Source organism: Gemmatimonadota bacterium (assembly GCA_026706345.1).
Taxonomy (GTDB): Bacteria; JAAXHH01; JAAXHH01; order JAAXHH01; family JAAXHH01; genus JAAXHH01.
In genome coordinates, this window is record JAPOYX010000036.1 from 1 (window position 1) to 21,281 (window position 21,281).

General features: G+C 60.5%; 17 protein-coding genes and 4 tRNA genes. 14 read left to right on the forward strand and 7 right to left on the reverse strand.

The window, feature by feature from the left end; genetic code table 11:
- Nucleotides 1-259: 259 nt before the first annotated feature.
- The 3 genes from OXG98_03695 to OXG98_03705 form a co-directional block, all read right to left on the reverse strand.
- Nucleotides 260-332: transfer RNA gene (locus tag OXG98_03695), tRNA-Thr, on the reverse strand.
- 53 nt (nucleotides 333-385) lie between these two features.
- Nucleotides 386-1,687 carry an amidohydrolase family protein gene (locus OXG98_03700; GenBank protein MCY3771112.1) on the reverse strand — a complete coding sequence of 434 codons (1,302 nt, stop codon included), beginning with the start codon at nucleotides 1,685-1,687 and terminating at the stop codon, nucleotides 386-388.
- Between the two features lie 65 nt (nucleotides 1,688-1,752).
- Nucleotides 1,753-1,825 (reverse strand) — tRNA-Arg (locus tag OXG98_03705).
- A gap of 147 nt (nucleotides 1,826-1,972) precedes the next feature.
- Here OXG98_03705 and OXG98_03710 point away from each other — a divergent pair.
- From OXG98_03710 to OXG98_03725, 4 genes are all read left to right on the forward strand, one after another.
- On the forward strand, nucleotides 1,973-2,998 hold the full coding sequence (locus tag OXG98_03710; GenBank protein MCY3771113.1) for a zinc-binding dehydrogenase: 1,026 nt from the start codon (nucleotides 1,973-1,975) through the stop codon (nucleotides 2,996-2,998).
- 110 nt (nucleotides 2,999-3,108) lie between these two features.
- Nucleotides 3,109-3,879: an SDR family oxidoreductase gene (locus tag OXG98_03715; protein MCY3771114.1), complete on the forward strand. Its 771-nt coding sequence runs from the start codon at nucleotides 3,109-3,111 to the stop codon at nucleotides 3,877-3,879.
- Nucleotides 3,880-3,955: 76 nt separating this feature from the next.
- A complete protein-coding gene (locus OXG98_03720) occupies nucleotides 3,956-4,267 on the forward strand; it encodes a hypothetical protein (protein ID MCY3771115.1) in 312 nt (103 codons plus the stop codon).
- A 60-nt stretch (nucleotides 4,268-4,327) separates the two neighbouring features.
- Entirely contained in the window at nucleotides 4,328-4,669 is a 342-nt protein-coding gene (locus OXG98_03725; GenBank protein ID MCY3771116.1) for a PGPGW domain-containing protein, read from the forward strand.
- A 40-nt stretch (nucleotides 4,670-4,709) separates the two neighbouring features.
- Here the strand turns inward: OXG98_03725 and OXG98_03730 are convergent, their stop codons facing one another.
- The 3 genes from OXG98_03730 to OXG98_03740 are packed head-to-tail and all read right to left on the reverse strand — an operon-like array spanning nucleotide 4,710 to nucleotide 8,281.
- Nucleotides 4,710-5,189 carry a DUF1854 domain-containing protein gene (locus tag OXG98_03730; GenBank protein ID MCY3771117.1) on the reverse strand — a complete coding sequence of 160 codons (480 nt, stop codon included), beginning with the start codon at nucleotides 5,187-5,189 and terminating at the stop codon, nucleotides 4,710-4,712.
- A gap of 3 nt (nucleotides 5,190-5,192) precedes the next feature.
- Entirely contained in the window at nucleotides 5,193-7,385 is a 2,193-nt protein-coding gene (locus OXG98_03735) for an ABC transporter ATP-binding protein (GenBank protein MCY3771118.1), read from the reverse strand.
- Nucleotides 7,386-7,423: 38 nt separating this feature from the next.
- Entirely contained in the window at nucleotides 7,424-8,281 is an 858-nt protein-coding gene (locus OXG98_03740; GenBank protein ID MCY3771119.1) for an ABC transporter substrate-binding protein, read from the reverse strand.
- A gap of 282 nt (nucleotides 8,282-8,563) precedes the next feature.
- Here OXG98_03740 and OXG98_03745 point away from each other — a divergent pair, with 282 nt between their 5' ends.
- From OXG98_03745 to OXG98_03790, 10 genes are all read left to right on the forward strand, one after another.
- A complete protein-coding gene (locus tag OXG98_03745; GenBank protein ID MCY3771120.1) occupies nucleotides 8,564-9,394 on the forward strand; it encodes a sugar phosphate isomerase/epimerase in 831 nt (276 codons plus the stop codon).
- Nucleotides 9,395-9,555: 161 nt separating this feature from the next.
- A complete protein-coding gene (locus OXG98_03750; protein ID MCY3771121.1) occupies nucleotides 9,556-11,445 on the forward strand; it encodes a hypothetical protein in 1,890 nt (629 codons plus the stop codon).
- A gap of 122 nt (nucleotides 11,446-11,567) precedes the next feature.
- Nucleotides 11,568-12,545: an LLM class flavin-dependent oxidoreductase gene (locus OXG98_03755; protein ID MCY3771122.1), complete on the forward strand. Its 978-nt coding sequence runs from the start codon at nucleotides 11,568-11,570 to the stop codon at nucleotides 12,543-12,545.
- Nucleotides 12,546-12,659: 114 nt separating this feature from the next.
- Complete coding sequence (locus OXG98_03760; protein MCY3771123.1) at nucleotides 12,660-13,472, forward strand: phytanoyl-CoA dioxygenase family protein; 813 nt, start codon at nucleotides 12,660-12,662, stop codon at nucleotides 13,470-13,472.
- Nucleotides 13,472-15,703: a N,N-dimethylformamidase large subunit gene (locus tag OXG98_03765; GenBank protein ID MCY3771124.1), complete on the forward strand. Its 2,232-nt coding sequence runs from the start codon at nucleotides 13,472-13,474 to the stop codon at nucleotides 15,701-15,703. Before OXG98_03760 ends, OXG98_03765 begins: the two co-directional genes overlap by 1 nt.
- A complete protein-coding gene (locus tag OXG98_03770; protein MCY3771125.1) occupies nucleotides 15,700-16,545 on the forward strand; it encodes a metallophosphoesterase family protein in 846 nt (281 codons plus the stop codon). Before OXG98_03765 ends, OXG98_03770 begins: the two co-directional genes overlap by 4 nt.
- Before the next feature lie 92 nt (nucleotides 16,546-16,637).
- Nucleotides 16,638-18,086, forward strand: coding sequence for a sulfatase (locus OXG98_03775; protein MCY3771126.1), 1,449 nt, complete (start codon nucleotides 16,638-16,640; stop codon nucleotides 18,084-18,086).
- A gap of 90 nt (nucleotides 18,087-18,176) precedes the next feature.
- A complete protein-coding gene (locus OXG98_03780; GenBank protein ID MCY3771127.1) occupies nucleotides 18,177-19,124 on the forward strand; it encodes a phosphotransferase in 948 nt (315 codons plus the stop codon).
- Between the two features lie 47 nt (nucleotides 19,125-19,171).
- Nucleotides 19,172-19,245 (forward strand) — tRNA-Pro (locus OXG98_03785).
- 48 nt (nucleotides 19,246-19,293) lie between these two features.
- A tRNA-Pro gene (locus tag OXG98_03790) sits at nucleotides 19,294-19,368 on the forward strand.
- A 286-nt stretch (nucleotides 19,369-19,654) separates the two neighbouring features.
- On the opposite strand, the gene OXG98_03795 is transcribed toward OXG98_03790, so the two are convergent.
- Complete coding sequence (locus OXG98_03795) at nucleotides 19,655-21,214, reverse strand: Ig-like domain-containing protein (protein MCY3771128.1); 1,560 nt, start codon at nucleotides 21,212-21,214, stop codon at nucleotides 19,655-19,657.
- Nucleotides 21,215-21,281: the final 67 nt, after the last annotated feature.

Genomic DNA, 21,281 nt, shown 5'->3' on the forward strand with positions numbered 1-21,281 from the left:
CGTCCACTTCCGGGTATCCGGAGGACCCTATGATCCGTGCCGTATCGATAAAACCATCAACCAGATCCACTTCAAACAAAACATCGCCTTCGTTCTTGATGTCACTGTTTGAGGGGATTGTAACAGGATATTCATATATTCGTTCTGACTCATGGGTGATAGAGAGTGATGTGCACGTAGGGACGTAAAGTTCAAAAAAAACAGAGAATTTTCAACACGAAGAATCTGCATTTGATTAGAGAAAACCTAAGGGGTTGAAAGCCACGAGTCGGACTCGAACCGACGACCTATTCATTACGAATGAATTGCTCTACCAGCTGAGCTATCGTGGCCTGTTAAATTCGCGCTCAATATATGCTTCGACACCCCGGAGTGCAACCCGTTTTTAGGCCTCGACGGATTCCAGGGTTCGCACGATCTGCCCCTGCGTACCCGCGATATCGAAACACTCCCGCTGGTTGGTCTGCATGAGCCGGAGCGCCACGTCCATCGCCTGTTTTTCGGTGAGGAGGCCGTCCCCGACCTCGGCCTCCAGGGCGCGGCTGAGCCACCTCCGCGCCTGAACGGCGTAGGCATAGGCACTGGTGGGCCAGCCGGTGTCCCCGCCGAAGGCGAACAGCTTGTTGATCGGCACGGCGTGGATGAAGCGGCGGACGAAATCGCAGGAACTGAACGGATCAATGGACCAGGCCCAGCAGAGGTCTATCCAGACGTTGGGATAGTGCTTGGCGAGGGCGATCAGCTCGTGGCTGTACGGATAGGCGATGTGCATCAGCACGAACCGGGCATCGAGGTACCGGGCAAGCAGCCCGCACATGTTTCCGCTCTTGATGCGGTCCACCGGCATCCGGCTGTGGCCCGCGTAGTATCCGGTGTGGATCTTGAACGGCAGGTTGTGTTCGATTGAATGCTCGACGCCCCGCGCCCAACACCAGTCCCCCAGGCACAGTCTGGCTTCCTCTGGCGCACCATCGGGATCGCGAAGGACGATGTCCAGGGCCCTGGCAGCTTCCTCGTCGCTGCGTTCCACCCATCGGAGCGTCCTGGAATAGGCGTGCTGGGCCTTGACCGCGATGGCGTGTGAACCGTGTTTCGCGAAAATCGCGGCCATGGCGTCGCGGAGGCTACCTAGGCTGTTTACGGTAATTCCCGTTTCCTCCGCTATCTTCTCGCACGGCACCTCGCCGTTGCAGAATCCCGCCCAGGACAGGTCGTAGAGAAAGAATTCGGGACCGGAGACGTCCGGCTCGCATGCCCAGCAGAAGTTGTCGGTCTGCACGTGATCGAGCCCCGCGCGGTCCCGTAACAGCGCCAGGCGGTGGCCCGGGGCTCGCAACCGCTCGTTCTCGGCCTGCGCCGCCACGACGCCCTCGACCGTAATCTCGTCCATGCCGTATACGTCCTTAGCCAGGATGCGCACGGCTTCTCCGTATCCAGTGTGCTTCACGGCTTCCCAGGCCTTCCGGACCGGATCGAATCGGCTCGCCACGTCCCCTTTGCCGCGATCCAGCAAGGCGTTGACGTCCTCCTGCGACGCGCCCGCGACCACGAGATCGGCCGGGACGTAGTTCTCGAAGAGGTCCTGCAGCACGTCCGGCCCGTTGGCGACCCAGTCTTCTTCAAACCTGAGATGCTCGTGGGTGTCGATAAGCGGCGTTTCCTGAATGTACCGGGACAGATCGGACATGAAGACCCTCCTGCTGATTGCGCGGGGAAGCGGGGGAAACATGAGAGACGGGCGGAGACCGGGAATACCCCCGGGGTGAGTCGAACACCCGACCAACGGTTTAGGAAACCGTTGCTCTATCCACTGAGCTACGGGGGCTTGGCGTGTTGTTCCGGTCCGTGCTCAACTTAAGAACGCACCTGCCGGGTGTCAACGCATTAATGTGTTTGATCTTGTCAACCAAAACCCTCCGCCCTATATTCAAACCGCCCATGTCGATGGCGCACGCGCAAAGGGGACTCGAGGATGAAAGGACTGGTCAAATACGACTATGGACCGGTCAATATGGAAGTCCGGGACATGCCCGTTCCGGAGCCTGGTTCCGGGGAGGTCAGGGTGGAGATCCGGGCCGCGGGAATCTGCGGTACCGACATCCATATTTACAAGGACGAATACCCCTACAATCCGCCCGTGATCATGGGCCACGAGTTCTCCGGCATCGTGGACGAGGCGGCCGGCGCGGACGATTACCGGCCGGGCGACGCGGTGACCGGCATTCCGACCACCGTCGTCTGCGGTGTGTGCAGGTACTGCACGGCGGGCCAGCACAGTCTTTGCGACAGCCGCCTGTCCATCGGCAGCGGGGTGCATGGCGTTTTCACGAAGTACGTGGTCATGCCCACCTGGGCGTTGCGCAGGATTCCGGAACACCTGGACCTCACCATCGGCGCTTTGAGCGAACCCCTCTGCTGTTGCGTAAAGGCCGTCTCCATACGCACGTCTATCACCGCGGGGGATGTGGTGGTGGTGACGGGCCCCGGCCCCATCGGCATGCTGACGACGCAGGTGGCGAAGGCGGAAGGCGCCTACGTCATCCTGACCGGCACCTCGGCCGATAGCGAACGGCTCGAACTCGGGGCCCGATGGGCGGACGAGACCGTCGACATCGACGAGGTCAATCTGCTGGAGCTAGTCAGGGACCGGACCCAGGGCTACGGCGCCGACGTGGTGTACGAATGTTCCGGGTCGGCGGCGGCCACCCGATCGGCGATCGAACTGGTGAGGAAACAGGGCACCATCATGCAGATCGGCCTGCACGGCGGCCCTTTCGAAGTGGATTTCTTCCCGGCGGAACTGAAGGAAATAGACATCCGGACCTCCTTCGCCGGTTCGCTCGATGCCTGGGACCGCACCATGGTGATGCTGGATCAGCGAAGGATCGAACTGGAACCAATCGTGTCGGACGTGGTTCCATTAACCGAGTGGGATAATGCGTTCCACAGGCTGTTGAACAAAGAAGGCATGAAGATATTGTTCGAACCGGTCGACTAGGCGAGACCAGGCGAAACCAGGCGAGAGCAGGTGAAGGCTGGCGGCGGCATGTTCGCAGGTAGCCGGCCCGTGGTTACTTACGATCAAGGACACTAACGAAAGGGAATGAAATGGATCTGGGATTAAAAGACAGAGTCGCGCTGGTTACCGGCTCAAGCCGGGGCATTGGGCGATCAATCGCCCTGGGCCTGGCCGAGGAGGGATGTCACGTCAGCCTGAGCGCCAGGGGTGAAGAGCGGCTGCTCGAGACCGAGAAGGAAGTTGCGCAGAAGGGCGTCGAGACGCTGGCGACGGCGGGAGACCTGACCACGGCGGAGGGCATCGACCGGGTCGTTGAGGCGACGCTGGAGCACTGGGGACGCATCGACGTCCTGGTCAATAACGTGGGCGGCAGCGTCTGGAATCCCTTCGACGATGTATCGGATGACGAATGGCTTCACGTGTTCAACCTGAACATGTTCGCCGCCGTGCGGGCGACACGGGCCGTGCTTCCGGCGATGCGCGCGCAGGAAAGCGGTTCTATTATCACGATCTCCTCGATCTTCGGCCGGGAAGCGGGCGGTCCCGCCACCTACAACGCCACGAAGGCCGCGGAGATCTCCATGGGCAAAACACTCGCCAAGGAAGTGGCCAAGACCGGCATCCGCGTGAACACGGTGGCGCCGGGCTCGATCATATTCCCCGGGGGGAACTGGCAAAAGCGGATGGACGCGGACCCGGAGGGCATCGGCAAGTTCATTGAGCAGGAGCTCCCGGCCGGGCGCTTCGGCAAGCCCGAAGAGATCGCGGACGTGGTGGTCTTCCTGTCGTCAGACCGGGCGAGCTGGGTGACCGGCGCCTGCATCAACGTGGACGGATGCCAGTCCCGTTCATTGATCTAGGAAATACATTGTAGATACACAGCGAGTTTAGTGTAGATACACGGTATACACGTACGATTCGCGGAGGATGCGCGGCATGAATTCGCGCCTCGAACAGCTTGAGTTACTCGCAAGTAAGGACCCCGAGGATCCTTTCATTCAATACGCGATCGCGCTGGAATACGTGAGTTCGAACCAGCTCGAAGAAGCGGCCGGTATCCTGGAACGGCTCATGGCGGCATCGCCGGACTACACCGCGGGTTATCACCAGGCCGGACGGGTCTACGAACAACTTGACCGCGATGAAGAAGCACGCAGATGTTACGAACGAGGTATCGTCGTCGCGGAACGCCAGGGCGATGCCAAGGACCTGGACGAAATGCGGGAAGCCCTCGCGTTTCTGGACTGACTTAAACGCAACTGGATCTACCGTTAATCGATTGGAATAAACAAAATAGAGCAAAAACTATTGTTACGCATAGCGCAGTCCGTTTTCGGATGGACCTTTATCGTCATCGGGGCCCTGGGCATCTTCCTGCCCCTGCTGCAGGGGGTGCTGTTCATCGTGATCGGGCTGACGATCCTGTCCACGCGTTACGCCTTTGCCCGGCGGATGTTGGACCGGCTGGAGCGGAAGTATCCCGAGATCTATGCCAAGGTGGAGCGCCTCAAGCAACGGTTCGCCGAAAGCAAGCCGCTCTTGCTCGCCATTGGCACGATCCTGATGGTCCTGCTGGGCGTGGGGATCTACCTGGCCGTACTGGGGTTCAAGACGGCTTATGCGAAGATCGCGCCGATCCTGTTGAACTAGCGGATATAACAGCGCCGTCAGGTTATGCGGCGGATTAGCGTCAGATGAGACGGCGGATCAGGCGGCGGCTGCGCCGGTCCAGTTGGTCGAGGTCGTGGATCTCGTAGCGGTTGCCGTGCTCGTCCGTGATCAGGATACGACCGGGCGACAGTTCCATCATGCCTTCCCTCAGGTCCCGCATCGGGATCTTGACGTCACCCCGGTCGGTCTCCACCGAGAATAGAGACGTACCTCCCCGGCCCTCCATTTCCACGACGCGCGTTATCCTCGGGCGGAAATAGCGCCATTCGACCTCATCCCGGATGATGCGACCGGTTTCCTCGTCGCAGGACGCCGGGTCGGACACGACGCCCAGGTACTCGTCTTCCTGGTCGAAAAACGTGATGTACCGGCTCTCCTGCGAAAGCGGAAAGGCCTGGCGGATCTTGACGTTGAAGAACAGGTCGCCCGCGATGGACAGGGTGGGAGGCTGGTTGTCCCGTCGTTCGAGCCGTATGGCGGCCGGGTCTAGAAAGGACATGCCTTATCCCTCCACGCCTACGATGCTGGAGACGTTTGTGTGCAGCTGGACCAGCCGGTAGTACTCGCCCTGCCGGTCCAGCAGCTCCTCGTGGGTGCCCAGTTCCACCGGCTCGCCGTTCTTGAGCACGAGCAGGCGGTCGGCGTCTCTCAGGGTGGACAGGCGGTGGGCGATTGCGAGGGTCGTGCGTCCCTCCATAAGCCGTCCCAGGGCTTCCTGGATCTTCTTTTCCGTTTCCAGGTCGAGGGCCGACGTGGGTTCATCGAGAATCAGGATCCTCGGATCGTGCAGGATGGCCCGGGCGATCGCGACCCGCTGGCGCTCCCCACCGGAAAGCCTGCCGCCCCGTTCGCCTACGGGGGTATCGTATCCATCGGGCAGTTTGACGATGAATTCGTGGGCGTTCGCGTTGATGGCGGCCTTGATGATCGCCTCCCGGGACGCTTCCTGGTTGCCGAAGCGGATGTTGTCGGCTACGGAACCGGAAAACAGGAAGGGGTCCTGCTCCACGTAGCCGATCTGGCTGCGCAGCTGCATCAGCTCCATCCGGCGCACGTCGATTCCATCGATCAGGATCCTCCCGCCGTCGACGTCGTAGAAACGGCACATCAGCTTGATGAGCGTGGACTTCCCCGCGCCCGAGTGGCCCACGAGTCCGATCATCTCGCCCGGTTCGACATGCAGGTTGATCCCCTTCAGTACCGGCTGGTGCGCCACGTAGCCGAAGTTGACGTCCTGCAGCTCCAGGCGTCCCTCGAAACGGGGTACGTCGACGGTCCCGCCCGGCGTGTAGTCCTCGATGGGACTGTCGATGACCTCGAAGGTCCGGGTGATGGCCGTCATCATCTCGGGGATCCAGTCGGCCATGCTGGTCAATTGCTGCACGGGACTGTAGAACATGGCCAGGTAAAGGAAGAAGGCCATCAGCATGCCGATCGTCATTTCAGTCGACTGCACCTGGAGGCCACCGAACCACCAGACGAGCAGTCCGCCGACAGACACGATGAACGCGAGCAGCGGGCGTACCGTGCGCGAACGGACATGTATGTTGCGTTCGGCCGTGAACACTTTCTCGTTCTCGAGCTGCATGTCCCGGCTTTGCCGTTTCTCCTGGGCGAAGATCTTGACGACTCGGATGCCGGCCAGCGCGTCGTTCACCCGCTCGAAGAAGGTCGCCCAGCTGTCCCACGACCTGCCGTAGAACCACATCAGATACCGTTTGATATGGATCGAGGCGTAGATGATGGCGGGAATGGGGACCAGGACGAGGAGCGCCAGCTCCCAGTTGAGGTAGAACAGCACCGCGGTCATGCCGATCACGAGCAGTCCCTGCTGGACCACCTGCGGCGCGAAATCGATCCAGAAGTAGTGGATCGACTTGGCGTCCCGGGCGATGCGGGCCATTAGGCCGCCTGTCTGCTGCATATCGTAGTACTTGAGCGGCAGAAGCTGCAGGACGTTCAGCAGTTCGGACCGCGCGTCGTAGGCCAGGCGGTCGCCCAGCACGGCCAGCATTCTCCCGCTTATGATGGTCACCCCTGTATGCACGATCCGGGAAACGGCCAGGAGCGCGACGATCAAAGGAAGCCAGATATACATGCTCTGGTCCACAAGGACCTGATCGACGAGGATCATCGTCAGGTACGGGGGCAGCAGGTCGATGGCCGAGGCGGCGATCGTGACCGCCATGGCGATGACCAGCGTGCGCCAGTGGGGCAGGCAGAAAGACCACAGGCGCCGGAACGTGCGCAGGTGGGCCTCCCGGCTCGACCAGTCCGGGACCGGTTCCTCGGTAACGGGCTCCGTGTGATCCGGACTTCCGTCTGGACCGATCAGGTGCAGCAAAGACTCGACGGCGTCAGACATATCCTGCGCCACGGCGTGGGTGTACCGGAGCAGCCTGATGTTTCTCCCGTCCACCGTGGCCATGAGCGCGCTCACGCCGACCAGGGGCTCCACGGTAAGATCAGTGATCTCCGCCAGGGACAAGGTGTGTGACAGCGTCCACTCCTCTTCGGACCTCGTTGCCACCACCAAGTTTCGCCGGGTCACGACCAGCATCGATTCTTCGATGCGGCCGTCCGGCGCCAGGTCAGTCTTGCAGGCGAAAATAAGATCGGTCTTGTCCTCGCCTGCCGGCAGGTCGGACTGGATCAGACGGGTCAGTTCGGATGGAATCCTGTTGATCAGGGGCATGGAAGATGCGCAGTTGGGTTCAGTGTCGTTCAGTATCTTCAGTCAGGGACATTAGAAAGATTAGGATGCAAGGCGCCCGCCAGGACTTCGATAGCGTCAATGAGCCTGGGCGCGGGACGAAGCAGCCAGTTCTCGGTGATCAGGACGACGCGTTCATTGCGCACGGCGTCCAGGTCCCGCCAGCCTTTCAGCGACTTCGCCCTTTCGAGGAATCTCGCACGAGCTTCCTCCGTGTCCTGTCCTTCGCCCAGCGTGGACAGGAGGACCTGGGGATCCCTGGCAACGATGTTTTCCAGGTTGTACACCGCCCACGTACCCGGCGGCAGGTCGTCGGCCACGTTGCGGCCCCCGGCCCGATTAATCACCGCCGAGGTGAACGTCTCGGGGCCGGGTGTCCAGTTTTCGTCCCGAAAGGGACTGCCTACGAATACAGTGGGTCGATCGCTCTCGGGCAGATCGCCGATCCGCTCCGCCACCGCGGCCAGCCTTTGCCGGTAGCCGTCGAGGAGTTCGCGTGCCGCTTCCTCCCGCCCGGCAAGCTTGCCCACTGTGCCGATCGCGCCGAGTACATCCTCGATCGACTGGGGGTCCAGTACGAAAACCGGGACACCCAGCGCCTTCAGGCTGTATACCAGTTCTTTGGCATTTCCTTTGGAGGCGAGCACGAGGTCCGGATCGAGAGCGACGATTTTTTCAAGGCTCATGGCCGTGACGTCGCCGATCTTCTCGATTTCCCGGGCTTCCGGCGGATAGTCGCAGTAGTTCGTGACCCCCACGACCGAACTTCCCGCACCGACGGCGAAAAGTACCTCGGTGTGGCTTGGGATGAGGGATACGATTCTGTCCGGAATACCTTGGAGGGTCAGGGTGGATCCAATGGCATCCGTTGCGGTCACCTGGCCGGCGGCCGCCCGGGAAAACAGAAGAAAGCAGAGGAGTAGTACAGACCTCGGGAAGCTCGAAACGTACCTCACAATTGTTCTGGCATCACAATAGGCAGGGTGCTCGTTTTTGCGGTATACAATATAGCCGAAACCGGCTAAAAGGGTACTTTTTTTTATAATTCGCAACTAAATTGACTCGAAGCCTAAATCACGGAAAACAATGACCTTCATTTAACCCGGCCATACCCGGCCCGCATGGGTCGATACGGCAGTCTAACGGAAGGGAAGCATACGATGGGACGTTTTGAATACTGCCTCAATACCAGTACGATCCGAACGCCCGGAGCTACCGTGCTGGAATACGTGGATATCGCGGCCGACGCCGGGTACGAGGGCATCGAACCCTGGGTCGAGGAAATCGATGCCTGGGTCGAAGGCGGCGGCACGCTGGAACAGTTGCGGGACCGCGCCGCTGGCCGCGGCATACGGATCGTAAACCTGATCGCGTTTTTCGAGTGGGCGGTCCCCGAAGAAGATCGGCATGCCCGGGGCTTGGAAGAAGCGCGACGGTGCTTCGAAATGGCACAGGTCCTGGAATGCCCTTTCGTAGCCACGGCCCCGAAGGGGATCCACGACCGGCAGGTCGACCTTTTTTCCGTCGCCCGGAGATTCGCCGAACTGACGGAGGCCGTTTCGGATTTCTCCCCGAAACCCCTGCTGGAGTTCTGGGGCGTGGCCCGCACGCTGGGCACGGTCGGAGAAGCCCTGCTCGTGGCCGCCGAAAGCGGCGTGCGGGACGCCAGGCTGCTTACGGACATCTTCCACATGTACAAGGGCTCGGGGCACCAGCGGGGCATGGACTACCTCGATCCCGGCCGTCTGGGCCTGGTCCACGTGAACGACTATCCCTCGGTGCCAGTGCGCGCGGTTATCGAAGATGAACACAGGGTCTACCCGGGTGACGGTGAAGCGCCATGGGACGAGATCGTGGCCAGCCTGGAACGGCAGGAATACCGGGGCATGCTCTCGCTCGAACTGTTCAATCCGGCCTACTGGGCCGAGGGACCGGTGGCAACGGCACGAAAAGGACTTGAGAAGCTTCGGGCATGCGTAGAAAGCGCGTGATTCGGAACTGACTGGTTGTTTCGGCCATTTACATCACATTCAGCCACCGCGCGCATCCCTTCGCTATCATGTCTACTGCCACGGTACCACATTCCGAACGACACACATCGGGTACCCCGCCCGCAGCGCGACCCGTTTCCGCCGGCCTCACCCTTCGGGCCGTGGCCATAGGATGCGTCTTCACCATCCTGTTGACCATCTGGTCGCTCGCCTCCGAATTCGTCACGCGCGGCTCATTCATCACGGTCACTCACCTGCCGGTCGCGGCGCTGCTGCCCTTCGTCCTGATGGTCCTCCTGGTGAATCCCTTGCTTAAATTCACCGGCTTCAGCCGTCCTTTCAACAGCCAGGAACTCGTCGTGATCTTCTTCCTGGTCTTCACGGCTTCCGTCATACCGGGCTGGGCCTTCAGCAATTACGCGATATCGATCATCAGCGGTCCGTTCTACCACGCCAGTCCCGAGAACCGTTGGGCGGACCTCTTCCTCGACTATCTGCCGTCCTGGCTGGTCGTCCGGGACCACCTGGGCGGACTGAACCAGTTCTACGAAGGCGTGTATTCCACGCGGAACATACGCTGGCAGATCTGGTTCGTACCCATGTTCTGGTGGGTGACCTTCTACATCGCCCTGTTCATGGTCGGCGCTTCGATCATGGTCATGCTACGGAAGCAGTGGGTCGAACACGAGCGCCTGGCCTTTCCGCTGGCCCAGGTGCCCCTGGCGCTTGTCGACGGCGCCGAGGATCGGGCCCTCCTGCCCAGGATTGCCCGTGTGCCCTTGTTCTGGTGGGGTTTCGGCATCACGCTGTTCATCATGACCTGGAACATGTTCAGCTTCTTCGACCTCATGCCCTCAATCCCGCTCGGCGCCGGACACGCTTTCCCGCTCACGCTGTACGAAGCCTTCCATCCTATCCAGGTACGTGTCAACTTCCTGCTGATCGGCGTGGCATACTTCACGAGAGTGGAAGTACTGCTCAGCGTCTGGGTGTTCTACCTCATCCGCATCGTACAGCAGGGGGTGATGACGCGTGTGGGCGTACCGGGTCCGCAGGAGATGATGCACTTCCAGCACCTGTCAGGTTTTTTCGTCTTCGTGCTGTTCGGGCTGTGGATGGCGCGTAGGCATATCCGCGATGTGCTCCGGAAGGCCCTGGGAAAGGCCCCTGAAATCGATGATTCCCGGGAGTTCTTTTCGTACCGTACGGCCGTGCTATCTTTCGCCGGCGGTTCGATTTACATGGTTTTCCTCCTGTGGAGCACCGGCATGACGCTCTGGGTCGTAGCGCTCATGATGTTCGTGCTCCTGGTGCTGTACATGGGCGTAACCCGCGTGGTGGCCGAAACCGGCCTGGCATCCCTGGACCTGCCGTACAACAGCGCCAACGAAATCACGTTCAGGTTCGTCGGGTCGGAGAATATCAACGCCCGGACCATCACAGGGATGTGGCTGTGCCAGACCTTTACGAGAAACTGGCGGACGCTTGGCATGTGTTCCATGGCGCACGCCGCCAAGGTCGGCGACGGCATGGGCGGCGTGGGCCGGGGGGTGTTCGGCGCCATCGCGCTTTCGCTGGCCATCGGTTTCATGACGGCCCTGGTGTACACGCTCTACCTGGGGTATGACATGGGGGCGTCCCATCTCAAGGCAGGCGGTTTCGAATCGGGCGCGAAGGGCTACTGGACGCAGTTGGAGACTTTTCTTACGAATCCGGAGGCCATGACGCGGTCGCAGCTGACTATGGTGCTGAACGGCGTACTGATTTCGGCGTTTCTGATCTGGGCCCATCACCGGCTACACTTCTGGCCCCTTCATCCCGTGGGATTCGGGATCGTCACCACCTACGCGGCGGATATGGCATTCCTTTCCATCCTGATCGTCTGGGTAGTCAAATCCGCTGTCCTCCGGCTAGGGGGCGTGTCGCTCTATCGGCGGGGCCAGCCACTGTTTATCGGCATTATCGCCGGCTACGCCGTGGGCGTATTCCTCACCTTCCTGGTGGACGCGGCCTGGTTCCCCGGCGCGGGACACGTCGTGGACGGCTGGTAGGGGCTCGGCGACGCACAAACGGCTGGTAGGCCGCGTCTCTGCATGAACGACTTTTGTCTCGGCGCCGCACAAACGATATTTGAATCGCTGTTTTCACTGCGTAAGGAGCAGGACATTAAACCATGAATCTATCCATCCTCGATCAGTCCCCGGTTCGTGACGGCGTAACGGCCGTGCAGGCCTTCCAGGAAACCCTGACCCTGGCCCGGGAGGCCGAAAGACTGGGCTACCGGCGTTTCTGGGTGTCCGAGCACCACAATGCCCACTGCCTGGCCGGCAGTTCGCCCGAGGTGCTGCTCGCGGCCATCGGATCCGCCACGGAAGAGATGCGCATCGGTTCCGGCGGGGTCATGTTGCCCTATTACAGTCCCTTCAAGGTCGCCGAAAGCTTCTCCGTGCTCACGAATCTCTATCCGGACCGCGTCGACCTGGGGGTCGGAAGAGCGCCCGGCGGCGACATGAAGACCGCCCGGATGCTGGCGCCCGGCGCGGGACCCCGGTTCGAGCAGTTCCCCGAACTCGTCGCCCAACTGGTGGAGATCCTGCAGAACCGTGATTTCGAGCCGCGCGTCACACCGCCTATCCTGTCCCCGCCTCCCGTGTGGATGCTCGGTTCCAGCCCCGAAAGCGCCATGCTGGCCGCCCGCCTGGGGCTACCCTACAATTTCGCCCTGTTCATCAACAGTAACATCGACCCGCGCATCCTGGAATTCTATCGCCACTACTTCGAGCCCTCCGCACAGACGCCGGAGCCGGACACCTGCATCGCGGTCAACGTCATCTGCGCCGACACCGAGGCCGAGGCCCAGCGTCTCGCCCTGAGCCGGGACCTGCTCTTCGCCCGCTTTGCCTCCGGCAAGCCCAGCAATGTCGTACCCACCGGGGAGGAGGCCGAAAAGCACCGTTTCAGCGAGGCCGAACGGGCCTTCCTGGACGACAAGTTCCGCCTGGCGGCCGTGGGCAGCCCGGAACAGGTCCGGGATACTATCGACCGGCTCGCCGATCAGTTCGGTTCCGAGGAAGTCATGGCCGTCACAATCACCCATGATTTCGAAGCCCGGCTGCGGTCCTACGAACTCCTGGCCGAAGTGTACAGGTAGATCGCTTCAATTCAGGACGATCGCTTCAATTAGGATTGCCTGCAGAAATCAAAATGACTACATTGAGATGGCCTCAACTCCCCGCACGCGACAACCGAACAAGGAGCATCTGACATGACCATGGTCATGGAACAAACCGTGCTGAGCGACGCGCAGATCGCGTTCTACCATGAGAACGGATTTCTCCACATCCCGGAGGTATTCACGCCGGAAGAAACGGCCGAACTGTCGGATCAGATGGACCGGCTCGTCGAGGACTGGGCGTTCACGAGCCCCGGATGGAACGGTCCCTGGCGCCTGGCTTACATGGATCCGGAGACCGAGGCAAAGTCCAAGCTGACGGCCATGCACGACCTGCACTTCTATTCCCAGGCCTGGTCTAGGGCCGTCGCCAATCCGCAGCTGGTCGAGGCCCTGTCGCAGTTGCTGGGGCCGAACGTGGAGCTTCACCACACCACGCTGCACATCAAGCCGCCCCAGACCGGTCATCCCTTTCCTCTGCACCAGGACAACCCCTTCTACGGCCATCACGACGGCCGGTACATCGACGTCCTCGTCCACCTGGACGACACCCGCCATGAAAACGGCGAGATCCGCTTCCTGGCCGGCTCGCACAAGTCCGGCCATCTGCAGCACATCACCGAATCGGAAGAGGGTCCCTGTGCACCCCACCTGCCTACGGACGAGTACAAGCTGCAAGACACGGTGGCCGTCCCGGCCAAGGCCGGCGACGTGGTCCTCTTCTGCATCGACACCGTGCACGGCTCCTACATAAACCAGACCCGGAAGCCCCGGCGGCTCGTGCGCATGGGTTACCGGAATCCCGACAACAGGCAGGAATACGGGCAGAGCTTCGGCCGGCCCGGGCTGATGGTGAGCGGCTACCGGGAACGGCGGCCGGGCGACGAACTCCTTCCGGGTAACTGATGTCCGTCATTCCCCTTTTGGGTTACACCGACCGGCTGTCCGGCCGGCCCGGCGATGAAATCGCGTTCAAAGTGAGCAGCGAGTCGTCGGAGCCCTATGACGCCAGCCTCGTCCGGGTGATCTGCGGCGATCCCAATCCCGCCGGTCCCGGCCTTCAACTGGAGGACGTGGACCTTCCATTCGGCGGCGAATTCCCTTCAAGGTCCCAGCCATTCCATCCCGGTTCCCATGCCGTTATCCCCTTCGAAGGACGCTTCCGCACTACCAGCGGAATAGCCATCGCCGCTACGATATGGCCCACGACCCCCGGAAAAGCGCGGCAGGGCATCATCAGTTGCGGAGCCGGCGGAGGGAAGCCGGTCCTGAACCTTTGCCTGGACCGTGGCGCCGTCACTGTGATCGCCCGTTCGTCATCGAACCGGGAAACACTCGCCGCCTGCCGAGGCTCGTCGATCAAGCCCAGGCGATGGTACCGGGTGTGGGCCGGTTACGATGCAGGAAACGGCACGGTAAGCGTAGGATTCCGCGCACTCGACGCACCGCCTGGTACGGCCAATTTCACGGTCGCCGCCATCGGAGCCGTTCCAATTGATGACCTGGGCCGAATCATTGTCGGCGGGATGGACGGCGATCAAGTCCAGGGCCATTTCAATGGGAAGATTGAAGCGCCTTCCCTCGTCGACGTGCCTGTGGAAGAAATCGACGGCCACGCATACGACGTCGAAAGTCATCAAGGCGCCTGGGCCCGTTGGGACTTCGCCCGGGACACAAGTTCGACCCGGGTAGTGGACATCGGGCCGTTCGGACTGCACGGCCGCCTGGTCAACATGCCGGCCCGCGCCATGACCGGTTCCGGGTGGACCGGGGAGGAAATGTCCTGGAAGCACGCACCGGACCAGTACGGCGCCATCCACTTCCACGAAGACGACATCTACGACTTCGGGTGGGAAACCGATTTCACCTTTAAAATCCCGGAGGGCATGCGATCGGGACTCTACGCGGCCCGCATCCGGTGCGGCGAACACGAGGACATGATGCCGTTCTACGTCTGTCCACCCCAAGGCAGGCCCGCCGCGGATCTATGCGTGCTGGCGGCGACCTTTACCTATACCGTTTACGGCAACCACGCACGCCCCAATTTCCATCCATCCTGGCTTGATCGGATCAGCGCATGGAACGCCTATCCCTGGAATCCCGCCGTTCATCCGGAGTACGGGCTGTCCACCTACAACTTTCACACGGACGGAAGCGGGATCTGTCATGCGAATCACAGGCGCCCGCTGTTCTCGCTCCGTCCGGGCTACATCACTTTCGGGGCCACCGAAGGAGACTGTTCGGGGCTGAGGCACCTGCAGGCGGACACCCACCTGTACGCGTGGCTCGAAAAAATGGGCATCTCCTTCGACATCGTCACCGACCAGGAACTGCACGACGACGGCATCAAGGCGATTGAAGGTTACCGGGCCGTAACCACGGGCTCCCATCCGGAATACCACACGCCGCGCACGCTCGACGCGCTGCAACAATACCGGGATCGGGGCGGCCATTTCATGTACCTGGGCGGGAACGGGTTCTACTGGCGCATCGCCGTCCACCCTGAAGGGAACGGAACCCTTGAAATCCGGCGGAATGAAGGCGGCATCCGCGCCTGGGCCGCTGAGCCGGGTGAGTACTTCCAGGCTTTCGACGGCGGTTACGGCGGACTCTGGCGCAGGAACAACCGTCCCCCGCAGCAGCTTGCCGCCGTGGGGTTTTCCGCGCAGGGCAATTTTCATGGATCGTATTATCGCATCGATCCGGACGCCCGCGTCAACCCGGAGACCGCGTGGATCTTCGAAGGGGTGGAAAGCGATACCGTGGGGGACTACGGGTACAGCGGAAACGGGGCCGCCGGCTTCGAACTCGACCGGGCGGACTACCGGCTGGGCACACCCGAAAACACCCGGGTCATCGCAAGTTCCGAAAATCACCACGAATCGTTCATACCCGTTCCCGAAGAGCTGCTCACCCACATCACGACTTGGTCGGGAGAGCCCCTGGAAAAACTGATCCGGGCGGACATGGTATACCAGCGGTCGGACTCGGGCAGCCAGCTTTTTTCCACGGGATCCATCACCTTCTGCGGCACCCTGCTGCACAACGACGCCGACAACGACATATCCAGGATCGTGGCCAACGTGCTGCGCCGATTCCTGTCCCCGGAAGCTTCGAAGCGGAACCCCGCCCCATGAAGATCGCCGTATTCGCCGACGTGCACAGCAACCTGGACGCGCTTGAAACCGTCCTGGACGATATCGATCGATGGCGTCCCGATCGCGTGCTCGTCGCGGGTGACATCATCAACCGGGGGCCGAATCCCCGCGCCTGCACCGAATGCGTACTGGTCCGCGCGGGGGCGGAAGACTGGGGCATGATCTATGGAAACCACGAAAGATACGTGCTGAAATACGGAAAGGGAAACCTGCCCGATCAGGGTCCCGGGTTTGAAATCATCCGGCACACGAAATGGACCTATAATCAACTGGACGGCCTGGTCGAACCGCTCGAAGCCCTGCCTTTTCAGTGGAGCATGACCGATGAATCGGGGAACGAATTCCGCATGGTTCACGCGTCCATGCTGGGCGACCGCAGGGGGATCTTCCCCGATGATTCGGAGGAATCGCTGCGGGAGAAAATCGCCCCGGCGCCGGGGGTGCTGGTGGTGGGACACACGCACCGGCCGCTCATCCGTACCGTGGACGATACTCTGGTCGTCAACGTGGGCGCGGTAGGCGCGCCGTTCGATCGCGATCCCCGTGCGGCCTACGCCCGGATGACATTTGAGGATGGAGCGTGGAAAGCGGAGATCGTCCGGCTCGGCTACGACCGGGAACGGGCGATCGCGGGTTTTGACGAATCCGGCTACCTGGAGGAAAGCGGAGACTTCGCGCGGCTGATCCTGGCGGAATTCCGGGAAGCCCGTTCCCTGATTCCGGGATGGTACCGTGCCTATGAAGACCGGGTGATGGACGGCGAGATGACCTTAAAGGCGTCGGTGGACCTTTACCTTGAATCCTGCCGGATCGCCGGTTGAACGCATGGTGCCTGCCGACGGACATACCGGGTGGTCTGGAATGTACTACAAGCGAGATATGAGGAATCCCTGTCCCCAGTCACGAAAGGACCATGATGCCCAAGAACATCGTCGTACTCATAACGGATACCTTCCGCCACGACAACCTGGGAAGCCGCGCTGAGCGGCCCGTGCGAACACCTGAACTCGACCGTTTCGCCGCTGAACGGGCGACGGAGATCACAAAAGCCCACATGGGCAGCTTTCCAACGATCCCCCATCGCACCGATTTTGCGACGGGGGTGACCGGGTGGCCCCATTACGGCTGGCAGCCCATCGACCTGAGCGGGCCCAACCACGCGGGCAGGATGCTCGGCGAGCAAGGGTACGCCACGCAACTGATCTGCGACTGCCCCCACCTTTTCAAGGCCCGTTTTACGGATGGCTTCGACGCGGCGTACCAGAACCGGGGTCAAGAGGGCGACAAGCCGCTGCTCCACCTCAATGACCCTGTAGATATCGTCGTCCAGGACGAAAAAACCCGCGTACATCCACGCTATCGCGGCCATACGCTCGTCAACCAGCACCGCTGGATCAACCACTACTACCGATACGAATCCGATGTCTTCTCCGCCCGGACCGCGCAAACCGCCATTCGCTGGCTCGAGGAAAACGCCGAGTCCGCTCCTTTCTTCCTGTGGGTGGACTTCTTCGACCCCCATGAGCCCTGGGATCCGCCGGAATACATGGTACGTCACTACGACCCCGGCTACGCGGGACCGCCGATGCTGCATCCGAACTACGGCCCGTCCTCCGCCTACACGCCGGAGGAACTGCACAACCTGTGGGCCCACTACGCGGCAGAGGCGGAGCTCGTGGACCGCCACATCGGCCAGGTCCTGCAGAAGATCGACGACCTGGGCCTTTGGGACGATACCATCGTGACCGTCATGTCGGACCACGGCATGTCCATCGGCGAACACGATCGGACGGGCAAGTCCAACATTCAGGAGGCCGATGGGAGGTTCTGGCCCATATATCCGGAGATCGGCCACGTCATGCTGATGCTGGCCGGCGGGGCGGTGCCTCGCGGGGCGCGGCTGCCGCTGATCACGCAGACGATCGACCTGTTTCCGAGCCTCTGCGACCTCGCCGGCGTCTCGGTAGACCCGCCGAGACCCTTCGACGGTATTTCCTTCGCCGGCACCGTGATGGAAGGCCGGCCCACTCACCGCGAGTACGCGGTCAGCGGCTGCCACCTCGCGGAACCGTCGGGCGGCGTGCCCAGGCGTGTCACGACGCCCTTCCTAGTTACGGATCGTTGGGGCTACGCGCCCGTCGGAGCCGGCGGCAGGCCCGAACTCTACGACCTGCCGAACGACCGTCTGGCCCAGCAAAACGTCGCCGCTGGCAACGAGGCTATCCTGGACGACCTGCATAACCTTTTCTTGGCCCACCTGGCGGAAAACCACGCTCCCCGGGACGTGGCCACCCTCTGGAACAATGCGGGCGGCAGCGGGAACCTCGAGGGCAAGTGGGCCATAGACTACTCGGGGCAATAGGCATCCCAAATAAAACACCGGGGAATGGGTATCCACATAGAAATGGAGTATGCGACCCGATATCCCTCTGGACCGGCAGGACCACTACGCATGGAACCCGTCGACGATCGCATCAGGTTTGAAAAGCTTGTCCATCGGTTCGATCCGGATGCCAGGCTGAAGAGCCATCGCAGCCTGCCCGGCGGCTACTCGGCCGATGTGACGGTCCTGGAAGTGGAAACGGCCGATGGCGGGACCCGGCAACTCATACACCGCCTCCATGGCGAAGTGGACCTCCAGCAGAACCCGAACGTGGCCGCGGACGAGTTCCGCGTGCTACAGTTGACCCACGCCGCGGGGCTACCCACGCCCGCCCCGGTCTACCTGGACGCGGCGGCCCCCCTGTTCCCCACGCCCTCCCTTGTGTTGGAATATGCTGAAGGCGGTACCGATCTGAAGCCCGGAGACCCGGCTGAATACGTGATGCAGATGGCGCACGAGCTGGCCAGGATACACCGGATGGATCTCACCGGGCAGGATCTCTCTTTCCTGCTCGGGTTAGCGGATGCCTGCGCTGACGCCATGGGAAGGCAAGGAGACACGGGCGCTACATCAGCCGACGAGCGGCGGCTCCTTGATCTGCTTACGCCGTATTGGCCGCTCCCTCGCAGCAATTCACCGGTCGTCCTGCACGGCGACTACTGGCCGGGGAACACGCTCTGGCGGAATGGACGCCTTACGGCGGTCATCGACTGGGAGGACACCCGCCGGGGGGATCCGCTCTTCGACGTGTCGAACGCCCGGTTCGAGATCCTGATGCTCTTCGGCCCCGAAATCATGGATGCGTTCACCCGCCACTACGAATCGCTGAACCCGGTGGAGTTCGGATGCCTGCCCTGGTGGGATGTTTACACGGCGTTTCGCGTAGTGAACAAACTCGACTTTCTCGCGACTGCAGCACGGGACGAATCCCTGATTCGCGCCGATCACCATTGGTTCGTCGAGCAGGCCCGGAGCCGCATGGGATCGTGCCGGACCGCGCGTGGATCGCGAAAATAACCCTTGCCTGGAGCCCCTCCTCGGCGTACATTATACGCCGAAGTTTTCGGGGCGTAGCGCAGTCAGGTAGCGCACCAGCATGGGGGGCTGGTGGTCGCTGGTTCAAATCCAGTCGCCCCGATTCCGGCAAGGCAGCCACCGGGACCTTGCCCTTTGACCGGTCATACATCGGGGCGTAGCGCAGCCCGGTCAGCGCGCCTGCTTCGGGAGCAGGAGGTCGGGAGTTCAAATCTCCCCGCCCCGATCCGATTTCTCCAACAGCTTACGTCCATCCTGAAATCCCTGCCTACCTCGCGTGCCCGATGTGTGCTCGGTCGATACGCTCGAACCGGAGATGAAGGACTCCAGGGCCCGGCAGATCGAACTTGGAACGGAGACTGCTGTTCCTTCTCCATTACGGAGACAACAAACTTAACTTGTAACGTACTGGATCTGGTTCGCAATGGAGCACACTCTGAATGCTACGCGGTGCAGTCCTGCTGCGAGCAATCTCAGACTGTATCGCCTGTGCGAGGTAAAGGGCAGTTTCCTCAGTCAGGAAGACACAAGGTAACGTGTTTACTGGGAATACCATCAAGCCAAACATGAAATTCGGTGTCTATCGATGCACATAACTGTGTCTCATCTAGTCTCAATATTTCGAGATTCTGTAGATTTAGGAGTTCGCGAGGTAACTCCCCGATCATTGATATATTCTTATGGAGATACAAGTGCTCTAACGCGGTGAGACTGCCGTATTCTGCCGGAACGTTTCCACTCAGGTTGTTTTCAGAGAGGCCGATACTAGTCACATTGGCAAGACCTCCAAGATTCGAAGGGATCGGGCCGCTTAGTTGGTTTTCGTCAAGGTAAAGTAGACGAAGATTTGTTAGATTACCAATACTAGGAGGGATTTCACCCTCTAAATCGTTTTCATGTAAGCGCAGTAACTCAAGATTGGCAAGGTTACCCAATCCGGAAGGAATCTCACCACTTAAGTTATTATCCCAAAGGTATAGTATGCTTAAATTGATGAGTTTTCCAATATCAGATGGGATCTCACCCGTTAAGCCTGTCCTGGAAAGGTCAAGGTAAACAAGGGTCGTGACGTCTGCGAGCCATGATGGGAATTCCACCGACAGATTATTGCGGCTAAGATTCAGGACCCGGAGTGGTAGATCGCCCAACGCCTGCGGGATTTCTCCACTTCGATTTGTGCTACCTAGATTTAAGGACGCAAGTTTCGGGAGATCACCTATCCACAGTGGGATTTCACCGCCGGTTAAATCGAGACGGCTAAGCCACAAGGCTTTGAGATTAGTAAGTTTCCCCAGTTCTGATGGGATCTCGCCGCTAAAAGAGTTACCATCAAGATAAAGATCTACAAGACTGGAAAGTCCCCCAAGCATTGATGGGATTTCTCCACTTAAGTCGTTATGAGAGAGATCCAGATATTCAATCTTATTTAGATTGCGTAACTCTAATGGAATTGGACCGCTGAGGTCATTTAGACTAAGATCCAGTCGTTTCAGATCCGGTATCTTACCGAATTCCGACGGCATCGCCCCACTCAGCCTATTCCTTCGGAATTCTAAGCGTTCTACGCGCCCTGTCGCCTTCGTAGTGACTCCAAACCAGGTGCTGATTGGTAAATCGCTAAGCCAATTGGTGTTGTTTGTCCAGTTGGGACCGTCTGTAGCAAGATAGATAGAAACTAACACGTTCCGATCGGGATTCACTGGGGTCCGGACTGTAACCGGCACGCTTACCGATACGACTCCCGCGGTCGCTGTGATTTCTGCGGAGCCGTTCTTCAATGCGGTCACCAGACCGTCTACACTCACGCTCACCACGTCCATATCGCTACTCGACCAATTAACGATCGCGCCTGCAATCGCGTTACTGTACTGATCCAGCACCGTGGCGGTTAGCGACACTGTCTCCCCGATCGCGCTTAACGTCGCCGACTGCGGTGTGATCGCGATGCTGGACGGAACTGGCTGAGGGGGCGGAACAGGCTTCGTCGGGCTGTCCTTCCCGCATGCTGCAAGGACTGTGGAAAACAGTACTACAAGGAGTAACTTGATGGAAAGCGAACTGTAGACAGTCATCGAAGGCAGTTTGCAACTACTACGCATACGTATCTTTCTATTTCGTGCGTGTAATAAAACGGGATCA

Coding starts and splice junctions, on each gene's coding strand:
- OXG98_03760 (MCY3771123.1), top strand. CDS start 12,660: ATGACCATGGTCATGGAACAAACCGTGCTGAGCGACGCGCAGATCGCG.
- OXG98_03770 (MCY3771125.1), top strand. CDS start 15,700: ATGAAGATCGCCGTATTCGCCGACGTGCACAGCAACCTGGACGCGCTT.
- OXG98_03755 (MCY3771122.1), top strand. CDS start 11,568: ATGAATCTATCCATCCTCGATCAGTCCCCGGTTCGTGACGGCGTAACG.
- OXG98_03720 (MCY3771115.1), top strand. CDS start 3,956: ATGAATTCGCGCCTCGAACAGCTTGAGTTACTCGCAAGTAAGGACCCC.
- OXG98_03745 (MCY3771120.1), top strand. CDS start 8,564: ATGGGACGTTTTGAATACTGCCTCAATACCAGTACGATCCGAACGCCC.
- OXG98_03710 (MCY3771113.1), top strand. CDS start 1,973: ATGAAAGGACTGGTCAAATACGACTATGGACCGGTCAATATGGAAGTC.
- OXG98_03780 (MCY3771127.1), top strand. CDS start 18,177: ATGGAACCCGTCGACGATCGCATCAGGTTTGAAAAGCTTGTCCATCGG.
- OXG98_03765 (MCY3771124.1), top strand. CDS start 13,472: ATGTCCGTCATTCCCCTTTTGGGTTACACCGACCGGCTGTCCGGCCGG.
- OXG98_03715 (MCY3771114.1), top strand. CDS start 3,109: ATGGATCTGGGATTAAAAGACAGAGTCGCGCTGGTTACCGGCTCAAGC.
- OXG98_03775 (MCY3771126.1), top strand. CDS start 16,638: ATGATGCCCAAGAACATCGTCGTACTCATAACGGATACCTTCCGCCAC.
- OXG98_03795 (MCY3771128.1), bottom strand. CDS start 21,214: ATGACTGTCTACAGTTCGCTTTCCATCAAGTTACTCCTTGTAGTACTG.
- OXG98_03700 (MCY3771112.1), bottom strand. CDS start 1,687: ATGTCCGATCTGTCCCGGTACATTCAGGAAACGCCGCTTATCGACACC.
- OXG98_03735 (MCY3771118.1), bottom strand. CDS start 7,385: ATGCCCCTGATCAACAGGATTCCATCCGAACTGACCCGTCTGATCCAG.
- OXG98_03730 (MCY3771117.1), bottom strand. CDS start 5,189: ATGTCCTTTCTAGACCCGGCCGCCATACGGCTCGAACGACGGGACAAC.